An 11535-nucleotide genomic window follows, 5' to 3' on the forward strand; every position below is an offset into this window, starting at 1 on the left:
TGTCGGAGGTGGCGGGGAAGGGGCCGCCGTGGACCATGGCGTGGCCGACTTCGACGCCGGTGGGCCAGCCGTTGATGATGATGCGGCCCACTTTCTGCTCCAGGGCCGGGATGAGGGGCGCTGCGGTGGGGTAGTCCTCTTCGGTCAGTTGAAGCGAGGCGGTGAGCTGGCCTTCGAGCCTGCTGATGGCCTCGATCAGGTCCCCGGAGCTGGTGTAGCGGATGACCAGGGACGCGGCCCCGAAGATCTCCTCATGGAGGACGTGGTTGGACACGAAGTCGCGGACCTGGGTCCCGAAGATGGCGGGGGCCGGGGCGTTCTTAGTCGCACCCTCCAGGCCCTTGCCAATAAGGTCCACGCCTGTTGCACTGCCGAGGGCTTCGGTGCCGGCGTTCCAGGAACCCGCGATGCCTTCGGTAAGCATGGTCTGGCCTGAGCAGGCCGAGACGGCGCGTCCGACGGCGGCGGCAAGCTTATCGCCGAGTTCGCCGGCGGGGGCGAAGAGCAGGCCGGGGGAGGTGCAGAGCTGGCCGGAGCTGCCCGTGACGGCGGTGACGTACTGCTGTGCCAGCGCGTCGACGTCGCCTTTGAGGGCGCCTTCGAAGACGAAGACCGGGTTCAGCGAGGACATTTCGGCGTAGACCGGGATGGGCTCACGGCGGGCTGCGGCAGTCTTCATCAGGGCGATGCCTGCAGTCTGGGAGCCGGTAAAACCGACGGCCTTGATGGCGGGGTCAGCGACAAGGGCCTGGCCGATGCTGGCCCCGGGGCCGTAGACCAGGGAGAACACGCCGGGGTGCAGGCCCAGGTCCTTGACGGCCTTGGTGACGGCGTGGCCGACGAGTTCGCCGGTGCCGGGGTGGGCGTTGTGGGCTTTGAAAACCACGGGGCAACCGGCGGCCAGGGCCGAGGCTGTGTCTCCGCCCGCCGTCGAGAAAGCGAACGGGAAGTTGCTGGCACCGAACACGGCGACGGGCCCGAGCGGGATCTGGCGCTGGCGGATATCAGCCCGGGGCAGGGGAGTGCGTTCGGGCAGGGCAGGATCAATGCGGACACCGCGGAAATCGCCGTTTCGGACTACCGCCGCGAAGAGGCGCAGCTGGCCGGTAGTGCGGGCACGTTCGCCCTGGAGCCGGGCTGCGGGGAGGCCGGTTTCCTGGCTGCCGCGGATGATGAGTTCCTCGCCGATGGCCTCGATATTGTCCGCGATTGCCTCCAGGAAACCCGCGTGGCTTTCCGGGTCAAGGGTGCTGAAGGACGCGAAGGCCTCGGCAGCGGCGGCGGTGGCCTTCCGGAGCTGGTCCTCGGTAATAAGCGAGTAGCCGGGGTCGAGCTGCTCGTTGGTGGCCGGGTTGAAGCCGAAGGTTGTTTTTCCTTCGCCGATAACGGTTTGTCCGGCGATCAGGGAGTGTCCGGTGAGGGTCACGGTGGTTCCTCCTAGGAGAGGGGGTGGATCAGGAGACGGTGGCGATGAGGGCTTTGAGGTCCGCGAGGTCCTGCTCGGCGAGGTTCTGCAGCGGCGGGCGGACCGGGCCGGCGGAGCGGCCAATTGCGTCCAGGCCGCCCTTGACGATGGAGACAGAGTAGCCTTTCACGCGGTCGCGGATGTCCAGGTACGGGATCACGAAGTCATTGAGCTTCTTGTTGACAGCCACGCGGTCGTTGTTCCTTACGTCCTGGTAGAAGTCCAGTGCGAACTGCGGGACGAAGTTGTACATGGCGCTGGAGTAGGTGCTCATGCCCAGCTGCAGCAGGGGGAGTGCGAATGTTTCGGCGGTGGGCAGTCCGCCAAGGTAGAAGAGCCGGTCGCCCAGCATGGCGTAGACGCGGGCGTCGTGTTCGAGGTCTCCGACGCCGTCCTTGAATCCGATGAGGTTTTCGTGGCGGTCGGCCAGGGTGGCCACGGTGGTGTCCTTGTAGATGGCGTTGGCCCGGTTGTAGATGATGACGCCTAGGGACGTTGCGTTGCAGATGGCGCTGACGTGCTCGGTAAGGCCGGCCTGGTCGGCTTCGGTCAGATACGGGGGCAGCAGGAGGATGCCTTCGGCGCCGGCGGCTTCGGCGGCCCTGGCGTTCTCGATGGCCTGGACCGTGGAGCCGCCGGCAGAGGCAAGGACCGGAACCTGTCCGCCCACTTCCTCCACGGCGGTGCGGACGACGCGCTCCGATTCGGCTGCGGAGAGGGAGAAGCCTTCGCCGGTGCCACCGGCGGCGAACAGGCCCGCAACCGGGAAGCTCGCCTGCCAGGCGAGGTGCTTGCGGTAGTTCTCCTCATCGAACTGCAGCTCGGCGTTGAACGAGGTCACGGGGAAGGACAGCAGTCCTTCCTTAAGGGTGTCCGCCAGTTCTTGGGGTGAGTACTTTGCCACGGTTGTGTCCTCTGGGTAATGCCGTTATCGGCATGATGATCGATGTGTCTAGAGTAGGCAGGCTCTGTTATGCCTGTCCAAGAGTTTTGTGGTATCCAGTGATGCCTCAAAGGCATCATTTTTCGTTCACTTTAGGAGCTCATGAAGGGGCGCTCGGCGGAGAAGTCCAGCTCTTGTAGGAGCCTTCGCAGCGCCGGGTTTTCCGCGCTTTTGATCCAGATCGCGTGCAGTTCCACTGGGTTATCACTCTGGCCTGACAGTGGAAGGTACTTGACGCCCTCGATGTTCAGTTGCGCGGCGGACGCGGGAACCAGCGCCACGCCCCTCTTGGCCGCCACGAGGGAGACCATGGTGACTATCTGGCTGACGACATGGACGACGTTCCCATGCCGGATAGGGAACATCCGGACCACGAGATCGTAGAAGTACCGGGCTTCTGTTGGTGAGTGCATGATGAGCGGCTCATTTTTGAAGTCCTCGTGGGTGAGGTCCCGGCCAAGGTCTGCGAGCCGGTGGGCGGAGGGAACGGCGAGCAGCATCGACTCACGGTAGAGCAACCGCGAGTCAAAGATCTCCTCGTCGAATGGCGGGCGGGCCAGGCCCAAATCCAGCTCGCCGGTCAACAAACCGCTGATTTGCTTGCCTGTGACCAGCTCCGAGAGTTCCACGTCGACATCAGGCAGGAGCCTGCTTGTCTCCCCAAGCAGTGGTCCCAGAACGTTCAGTGCGCTTGCGGCGGTGAAGCCGATACGCAAGTGACCGGAGCGGCCGGAGGCTATTCTTCGGGCAGCGGTGGGAGCACGTTCGGCGAGGACCATGAGACGCCTGGCCTCGTCCAGGAAGGCCAGGCCGGCGGGTGTCAGCTGTACGTTCCTGTTGTTCCGTTCGAAAAGACTTGTCCCCACAATCTTTTCAAGTTTTTGGATCAGCCGGCTCAGCGGGGGCTGGGTCATTTCCAGGCGTTCGGCGGCACGGCCGAAGTGAAGCTCTTCAGCGACGGCGATGAAGCCGGCAAGCTGATCAAAGGTAAACATGTAGCCTTTCGCAGTATCTCTGGCGTAAGTGATCCCAAGTGAAAAGCATGCTACCGGCCTCCCGCCGATTGCCTGGTTTGCCCTTCGGCTCTTCGTCGGCTTGGGCGCCCCCTTTAGGCCTTCACTGCAAGAACGGGGCAGCTGGCTTCCAGGAGAATGCGCTGGGCATCGCTTCCCATCAGTAACTTGCCGACCTGGGAGCGCTTGCGGATGCCGATGACGATCATTTCGGTGTCCTCGGCGGTGGACGCCTCAATGAGTGCGTCTGGGCCGTCCTCGTGGTTGTCCCTCTCGACGCGTGCTGTTACGCCCGCACGGGCTGCGCGGGCCACAAGTGCGTCGAGGTCCGGGTCTGAGGCCAACTTCGGGTCGATGTGGGAATGGCGGCTGCTGCTATTGATGATGACGAGTTTCTCATCGAGCTGCGATGCCAGGGACAGGGCTTTGGCGAACGCAGCCTCACCGCGCTCGTTGGGGACGAATCCTAGAACTATGGACATAGCGACTTCCGTTCGAGTTGTGTCGGGTTCTGGGCAGGTCAGTCTTCGAATCCGCGGCCGTGCGTGTGCAGTACGGCCTCGGTTTTTGCCTGCTGGCGGCGCAGGACCCAGGTCATCACCGGGGCAGCTGCGAGGGCAATGAGGATGGTAATGGCCAAGGTGATGGAGATGGGGCTTGATACGAAGATGCCCAGGCTGCCTTCCGAGAGCCGGATGGCCTGACGGAAGGAGGTTTCTAGAAGCCCTCCCAGGACGAAGGCGAGGACGAGCGGACCCGGGGGGAATCCCAGCTTTTTCATCAGGTAACCTACGACGCCGAAGATGATGACTAGGAACATGTCAAAGACGCTGTTCCGCACGGTGTACACGCCGATCATGGTGATGAGCACGGTGATCGGGTTGAGAATGGTCGCTTTGACCGACAGCAGCTTGACGAAGATGCCGATCAGGGGAATCGAGAGCAGGAGCAGGAAGACGTTGCCGATGTACATGGAGTCGATGACGCCCCAGAAGATGTCGGGGTGGTCGTTGATCAGGCCCGGTCCCGGCGTGATTCCCTGCAACAGGAGAGCGCCGAACATGATGGCCATTGTTCCGTTGGCGGGAATGCCCAGGGTCAGGAGCGGGATGAACGAGCTGGTCGCTGCTGCGTTATTGGCAGTTTCAGGTCCTGCCACACCCTCGATCGCGCCGCGTCCGAAGCGTTCGGGCTTTTTGGCGAATTTCTTTTCGGTTGCATAGGCGACCAGGGAGGCGATGGTCGCGCCGCCGCCGGGAAGTATGCCCAGCATGAACCCGGAGACGGAGCCACGGGTGATGGCCCCGGAGGACTGCTTCAGGTCGGCGCGTGTGGGCAGGGCGCGCTTGAATTTGGGGGTCTCGGAGGAGGCCGACGGGGGAGTGGCCATGTTGTACAGGATCTCGCCGACACCGAACAGGCCCATGGCAATGATCACGAAGTCAATTCCGTCTGCCAGGTTGTCGGAGCCGAAGGTGAAGCGGCTGACGCCGGTGACGGGGTCCCGGCCGACAGTGGCCAGCAGCAAACCGATGGTTGCGGAGACGGCTGCCTTCCGGGCCGAGCCGTTGCCCAGGGAGGACACCAGCAGGATTCCAAGCATGGCCAGCAGGGCGTACTCGGCCGGGCCGAAGTCCAGTGCGAAGCTTGCCACCAGGGGGGCCAGGAAAGTGAGCCCGACGATGGCGATGGTGCCACCAATGAAGGACCCGACTGCTGCGATTCCCAACGCAGCCCCGGCCCGTCCTTGGCGTGCCATCTGGTAGCCGTCAAGGGCTGTTACAACGCTTGACGCTTCTCCGGGCAGGCGCAGGAGAACGGAGGTGATGGTTCCGCCGTACTGGGCACCGTAGAAGATGCCTGCCAGCAGGATGATGGCACTGGCCGGTTCCATGGTGTAGGTGAGCGGGAGCAAGATGGCGATCGTCGCTGCCGGCCCCAGCCCGGGCAGTACGCCGATCAGCATGCCGAGGGTGACGCCGACAAGGCAGAACAGCAGGTTGGCCGGCTGCAGCACGACGTCGAAGCCGCCCAAGGCGTCGTTGATGATATCCATTTGGGGTGTCGTTTCCTAGAAAAGGTGGGGGATGGGAACGGCCAGGAGGAGGATGAAGAGCACGTACACAACGACGGTGGCAATTACGGATACCGCGACCGCTGAACGCCAGCGCTCCTTCCCCAGGACCTTGATCCAGAAGAAGAGAAGCAGGACGGTCGGTATCTCGAACCCGATGACCGGAAGCAATGCGGCGTAGGCCAGCAGGCTGGCAACACTGAGAGCGACGGTGCGGATGCCGCCGTCAAAGGCTTCGACGTCCTCGTCGTGCTTTGCACGGATTAGGGCCGTTGCAGAAGCCGTGATCATGACCAGGGAGATGACCAGGGGCCAAAGACCCGCGCCCGGGGCGCCGAGTGAGCCGACGCCGAGGCCGAATGAGATAACGAGGCCGAACACCCCCAACAGGAGCGGGACGAGCGCGCCGAGCGCGGCGGTGATGACCCCGCCGCGCTCAGCCTGCTCTTCTACCTCAAAGTCACTGGCTGATTCCCCGCGGGGAGCAGCGGAAGTGCTCATTTAGTGGCTCCGATGCCAAACTTCTTGGCGAGGTCGCTGAAGGTCTTGGTATCGGCGTCAACAGTGGTGTTGACGTCTGCCGGCTTGCCTTCCCATTCGCCAATAAGGCTGGTCTTGAGGAATTCCTGGAACTTCGCCGAGTCCTTGGCAGTCTCCGCGGACTCGGTCAGCTTGGTGACGACGTCCTGGGGAGTTTCCTTGGGGACGGCAAGCCAGCGGCGCTGCACGACGGAGATTTTGTAGCCTGACTCCTTCGCAGTGGGGACATCAGGGAAGTAGTCACTGCGTTCGGGGGAGAAAACAACCAGCGGGACGAGCTTTCCGGCGTCGATCTGTGGCTTGACCTCGGCGAGCTGCGTGGCAACGGCGTCGACATGGTTGCCCAGCAGGGCCGTGACGGCTGCGGATCCACCGTCGAACGGGACGTCGGTTGACTTTTTGCCTGCGAGTGCGAACAGGGCGGCCTGTCCGAGCTGGCCGCCGGTGCCGGCGCCGGAGGTAGCGTACTTGATGTTGTCCTTGGCCAGGAGGTCCGCGAGTGAGGTGAGGCCGGCGTCCTTGTTGACCACCAGAACATACTCTTCCTCGGAGACCGGGGCGACGACGGTCATGTCATCCATTTTCAAGGCGTCCGGGTCTTCAACGAAAAGCGGGGTGATGGCGAAGAGGGACTCGGCGGCCAGAACGGTGCTGTAGCCGTCAGCCTTGGCGTTCAGGACCTCCTTGGTGCCCACCGCGGTGTTGGCGCCGGGCTTGTTCTCCACGACGACACTCTTGCCCAGGGGCTCCTCGATGGAGGCGGCCAAGGCGCGGGAGATCAGGTCGGTACTGCCGCCGGCGCTCGATGGAGCCGTGAGGTTAACGGACTTAGTGGGGAAGTTTTCGCCACCCGCCCCGGCTCCGCCGGTTCCGGTCTGGACCCCGCCGCAGCCGGTGAGTACGAGGGACAGAATGCCAAGGCCAGTGATGGCGGTGAGCGTGGGCTTCAGGGAGTTCATCGTTGAGCTTTCCTCTGTTGGGGGGCCGACGGGCTGTCGGCCGTTCCGATAGCTGTTACAAGGGGTTCTGCTACTGAGCAGAAGGGGTGATCCGTAAACCCGCGGTGCGAGTTTCTGTAGCACCTGTCTATATATGTAGACAGAAGATCGTGATGGAACTCATAATTGACTAGAAAGAACGTCTCTGTCAAGGCCGTCGGCCGGATCAAGGAAGATCTGTATGAATCAGCACCAAGCGGCCGTGGCCGCCCCACCAGCTAGCGGCGTCCGCGGCGTAAAGTCTGCTGCCCGCACCGTGGAGGTCCTCGAGCTGCTTGCGGCAAGGGGCAATGAACCCGTGACCGTCAGGGAGCTCTGTGACGCGTTGGAAGCACCCCGCAGCAGCACTTATGCGCTCCTTCGTACCCTGACCGACCTCGGCTGGGTGCGCAGTGATTCCACGCGTTCGCTGTACAGCATCGGCATCCGTGCACTCCTAGCCGGTACGACGTATCTGGATACAGATCCGCTGCTGCGGGTGGTCCAGCCGCACGTGGAGCAGGTCAGCCGACAGCTGGATGAGACGGTCCACTACGGGCGCCTTGACCACACAGACATGGTGTACCTGGCCACCCATCAGTCCTCGTCCTACGCCCGGGCCCAGAACCGGGTTGGACGCCGGCTTCCGGCCTACTCGACCTCATTGGGCAAAGCCGTCCTGGCGCAGTTCAGCGATGAGGAACTCGAGAAGCACCTGCCTCCCATCCTGGCTGCGCTGACACCGACAACCATCACTTCCCGCACGGCCCTTCGCAAGGACCTTGATGCCACCCGGAAGCGGGGATACTCGATCGACGACGAAGAAAACACACCTGGGCTGCGTTGCTTCGGGATTCCGCTGCCCATCAGGGACGACGTCGTGGATGCACTCAGTTGCTCGGTGCCCATAGAGCGGCTGACTCCTGCATACGAAAAGGAGATAGTGGCGGCGCTCCGCTCCACGGCAGACATCACCCTGCAGATCGTCCGCGGACTCGGCGGGCTCCTCGGTTAGCCCTATTTAAAACCAATACCTTCAAAGTATTTTTCATGTCCAAAACGGACTTGGACGCGCATCGGCTCCAGTGCCTAAGATCACTTCAGGTCCCGCAGCAGGAGCCCAATCCAACAGAAAGTGATTCCGTGGCACACAACGAATCTCCCCAAGACAACCTCTCCCAGGTCATGGTCACGGGTGTCACCATCACTCCTGTCGCCTTCAAGGACCCTCCGCTGCTCAACGCCGTAGGCGTGCACGAACCGTTCGCGCTCCGCGCGGTCATCCAACTGCACACCGACGCCGGGATAACAGGGCTGGGCGAAACCTATGGCGACGCCGGCCACCTCGCACGGCTCCGCATCGCAGCTGACGCCATCATCGGCGCCGATGTGTTTAACATCAACATGCTGGGAAGCAGGATCGCCCAGGCTCTTGCCCAGGACACCATCCAGGGCGGACACGGCATGAGTGGGATGGTGACAGGCTCAAGGACCGCGGACCGTGTGTTATCCCCATTCGACGTCGCTGCCCTGGACATCCAGGGAAAGATCCTCGGCCGGCCCGTCAGCGACTTGCTTGGCGGTGCCGTCAGGGAAGCAATTCCTTTCAGCGGATACCTCTTCTACAAGTGGGCGGGTCACCCCGGCCAGGAGGATGATTCTTGGGGGGCCGCCCTGGACCCGGAAGGAGTGGTAAAGCAGGCATCGCGCATGGTGCGCGAATACGGCTTCACTGCCCTGAAACTCAAAGGCGGGGTCTTCCACCCGGACCAGGAGATCGCAGCTATCCAGGCTTTGCGCGACGAATTCCCCGACCTGCCGCTCCGTCTCGATCCCAACGCTGCCTGGTCGGTGCCCACCTCCATCGAAGTGGGCAAGGCCCTGGACGGGGTCCTGGAGTACCTCGAGGACCCTACCCCCGGTATAGAAGGTATGGCCCAAGTCCGTCGCAGCGTCCCGATGCCGCTGGCGACCAACATGTGCGTTGTGAGTTTCGACGACATCCCCGCGGCTGTAGCTGCCGGCGCCGTGGACGTCATCCTGTCGGATCACCATTTCTGGGGCGGCCTTCGGCGGTCTCAGTCACTTGCCGGCATCACGGAAACTTTCGAGCTCGGCCTTTCAATGCACTCGAACTCCCACCTCGGGATCAGTCTGGCCGCCATGGTGCATCTGGCGGCGACCACACCGAACCTGGACTACGCCTGTGACACCCACTGGCCCTGGAAGGACGAAGACGAGGACGTCATCCGTCCAGGCGCCTTGCGGTTCGTGGACGGGGCGGTCCCCGTTCCAACCGCCCCTGGCCTGGGTATCGAACTGGACCATGACGGGCTCGAGAAACTCCACCGGCAATACCTTGAATGCGGCCTTACTGGACGTGACGACACCGGTTACATGCAACGGATCAACCCCGAGTACACGCTAATAAGCCCCCGCTGGTAGACAGACGACGTTCAGGCCGAACCACCAGGAGTCTGAGCACGCAGACCAACCAATCGTCGGGTGTAGCGGTCGACGATGCTGCGACACTGGCGTGGGAGCGTATTGGGGCGGGCCGATCGGAGGCGGATCAGACGGCTGTCTCCGGCGCAGCATGCTGGTTGCGCGGACGTGGCAGTCCGAGGTGATCACGCAGGGTCGTACCGGCGTAGTCCTCGCGGAACAGGCCGCGTTCGCGCAGGATGGGCACGACCGTCTCGGTGAAGACATTGAGGCCGGTCGGGAGCGTCGGGGGCATCACGTTGAAGCCGTCGGCGGCTCCGTTCTCGAACCAGTGCTGCATGTGGTCGGCGACCTGCTCGGGCGTGCCCGCGAGCACCTTGTGTCCGCGCGCGCCGGCCAGCTTGTGCAGCAGCTCGCGCAGGGTCGGCTTCTCGCGACGGACGATGTCGGCGTACACCTGGGTGCGGCCTTGTTGTTGTCGGTGACGTTCCCGGCGCCGGCGAACGCCTCCTCCGGGACCCGCTCGTCAAGATCGAGGTGGTCGAGATCGACGTACGCGAAGTCCTTTAGCTGGATCAGGCCGAATGCGGGCACGGTGAGCTCGTTCAGCTCGGTCTGGAGGCGCAACGCTTCCTCCTCCGTACCGCCGATGATCGGGCTGAGCCCCGGCAGGATCTTGAGGTGCTCGGGCCGGCGACCGAATGCGGTCGCCTGCGTCTTCACGTCGGTGTAGAACGCCTGGGCGTCCTCGATGTGCTGCTGCGCGGTGAAGATCGCCTCAGCGTACGTCGCCGCGAACGCCCGCCCGTGGTTCGAGGACCCGGCCTGCACCAGCACCGGATAGCCCTGCGGCGGCTGCGGCGTCGTGAGCGCGCCTGCGACCTGGACGTGCTTGGTGCGCACACCTGGTTGGTGGATGCGCGACGGATCGACATAGCGCCCGGTGGTTCGATCTAGCTGGATCGGATCATCTGCCCAGCTGTCCCAGAGCCGGAGCACGGCGTCGACGTACTCCTCGGCGCGCTGGTAGCGGGTGGCCGTGTCCGGGTTGGCGTCGAGCCCGAAGTTGCGGGCTGCCGCAGCCGAGTCAGTCGTGACGATGTTCCATGCCGCCCGACCACGGGATAGGTGGTCGAGGCTGGCCAGTGAGCGGGCCAGCGCCCACGGGTGGGTGTACGTCGTCCACGCCGTCGCGATCAGCCCGATCCGCTCGGTGGCCATGGCGATCGTCGCCAGGGTCACGAGCGGATCGAGCAGACCGGCGGCGTTGAACGCGATGTTGTCGTCGAGCTTTGGGATGTCGGCGAGGAACACCGCGTCGAACGCCGCCGCCTCGGCCGTGCGCGCGAGGTCGCCGTAGAACTCCGGCTCGAACATCCGCTCCGGCGTCGAGGCGGGATGCCGCCAGGCCGCCTCGTGGTGCCCGGAGGCGAGGATGAAGAGATTGAGGTGGAGCTGACGGGAGCCGTTGGTCACGTGCGGGGTGCCTCTCAGAATTAGGTGTTGTCGGGCAGCGCCGTGCGGTTGACGAGCAGGTCGCCGATGGCGCGGTTCTTGAACCGCACTGGGTTGTGAGAGACGACGGTGCGGATGTTGCGCAGTGCCGGTCGAGGTTCGCCGAGCGCTTGACCGCGGAGGCTCCGCCGGCCTCGAAGCGTGGCCCCCTTTGAGTGGCCGTGGCCGCCGTCCTTAAGGACCCTCCCCCGCGACAATTGAAGAGCCGATAGCTTATCTTCCGTAAAGCTACGGCCGAGGGCCCAGGCGCAATGACACCACCGTTAGGGGAGCGGTCACTCCAGCTTGGCCTGGCGCAGGTACTGGTAGGCGGTTTCCCTGCTGATGCCGTAGTCGCGGGCAAGGAGGGCTTTCGGAACACCGTTGCCGGCGCGCTGGGCCAGTTCGGCGGCCTGTTCCGGTGTGAGGGTCTTTTTCCGGCCTTTGTAGGCGCCGCGCTGTTTAGCGAGGGCGATTCCTTCCCTCTGGCGCTCTCGGATGAGGGAGCGTTCGAATTCGGCGAAGGCGCCCATGACGGAGAGCATGAGGTTGGCCATGGGGGAGTCCTCGCCGGTGAAGACCAG

At 63.8% G+C, this 11535-nt stretch carries 12 protein-coding genes; 2 read left to right on the forward strand and 10 right to left on the reverse strand.

Annotation, left to right across the window (positions count from 1 at the left end):
• From DBR22_RS14890 to DBR22_RS14920, 7 genes are all read right to left on the reverse strand, one after another.
• A partial coding sequence (locus DBR22_RS14890) for an aldehyde dehydrogenase (NADP(+)) (protein WP_108599669.1) occupies positions 1-1426 on the reverse strand: 1426 nt, incomplete at its 3' end.
• Between the two features lie 28 nt (positions 1427-1454).
• Positions 1455-2369 carry a 5-dehydro-4-deoxyglucarate dehydratase gene (gene kdgD / locus DBR22_RS14895; protein WP_108599670.1) on the reverse strand — a complete coding sequence of 305 codons (915 nt, stop codon included), beginning with the start codon at positions 2367-2369 and terminating at the stop codon, positions 1455-1457.
• A 131-nt stretch (positions 2370-2500) separates the two neighbouring features.
• Entirely contained in the window at positions 2501-3403 is a 903-nt protein-coding gene (locus DBR22_RS14900) for a LysR family transcriptional regulator (protein WP_108599671.1), read from the reverse strand.
• A 113-nt stretch (positions 3404-3516) separates the two neighbouring features.
• On the reverse strand, positions 3517-3903 hold the full coding sequence (locus tag DBR22_RS14905; RefSeq protein WP_108599672.1) for a universal stress protein: 387 nt from the start codon (positions 3901-3903) through the stop codon (positions 3517-3519).
• Positions 3904-3941: 38 nt separating this feature from the next.
• Positions 3942-5477 carry a tripartite tricarboxylate transporter permease gene (locus DBR22_RS14910; RefSeq protein WP_108599673.1) on the reverse strand — a complete coding sequence of 512 codons (1536 nt, stop codon included), beginning with the start codon at positions 5475-5477 and terminating at the stop codon, positions 3942-3944.
• Positions 5478-5492: 15 nt separating this feature from the next.
• Positions 5493-5996 (reverse strand): tripartite tricarboxylate transporter TctB family protein, encoded by a 504-nt coding sequence (locus DBR22_RS14915; protein WP_108599674.1) that lies wholly within the window; start codon positions 5994-5996, stop codon positions 5493-5495.
• Complete coding sequence (locus DBR22_RS14920; protein WP_108599675.1) at positions 5993-6994, reverse strand: tripartite tricarboxylate transporter substrate binding protein; 1002 nt, start codon at positions 6992-6994, stop codon at positions 5993-5995. Before DBR22_RS14920 ends, DBR22_RS14915 begins: the two co-directional genes overlap by 4 nt.
• A 220-nt stretch (positions 6995-7214) precedes the next feature.
• Here DBR22_RS14920 and DBR22_RS14925 point away from each other — a divergent pair, with 220 nt between their 5' ends.
• Positions 7215-8027, forward strand: a complete 813-nt coding sequence (locus DBR22_RS14925; RefSeq protein ID WP_108599676.1) for an IclR family transcriptional regulator — start codon at positions 7215-7217, stop codon at positions 8025-8027.
• 170 nt (positions 8028-8197) lie between these two features.
• Positions 8198-9457, forward strand: coding sequence for a glucarate dehydratase family protein (locus DBR22_RS14930; protein ID WP_108599677.1), 1260 nt, complete (start codon positions 8198-8200; stop codon positions 9455-9457).
• Positions 9458-9584: 127 nt separating this feature from the next.
• Here DBR22_RS14930 and DBR22_RS25180 read toward each other — a convergent pair whose 3' ends face one another.
• The 3 genes from DBR22_RS25180 to DBR22_RS14945 all read right to left on the reverse strand — a co-directional run.
• Complete coding sequence (locus DBR22_RS25180; protein ID WP_308810216.1) at positions 9585-9752, reverse strand: hypothetical protein; 168 nt, start codon at positions 9750-9752, stop codon at positions 9585-9587.
• A complete protein-coding gene (locus DBR22_RS14935) occupies positions 9752-10933 on the reverse strand; it encodes an NtaA/DmoA family FMN-dependent monooxygenase (RefSeq protein ID WP_308810217.1) in 1182 nt (393 codons plus the stop codon). The genes DBR22_RS25180 and DBR22_RS14935 overlap by 1 nt, the downstream gene beginning before the upstream one ends.
• Before the next feature lie 314 nt (positions 10934-11247).
• Positions 11248-11535 (reverse strand): recombinase family protein (locus tag DBR22_RS14945; protein ID WP_146187512.1); only part of this gene is annotated, 288 nt, incomplete at its 5' end.

The organism is Arthrobacter sp. HMWF013 (assembly GCF_003061105.1).
Classification (GTDB): domain Bacteria; phylum Actinomycetota; class Actinomycetes; order Actinomycetales; family Micrococcaceae; genus Arthrobacter.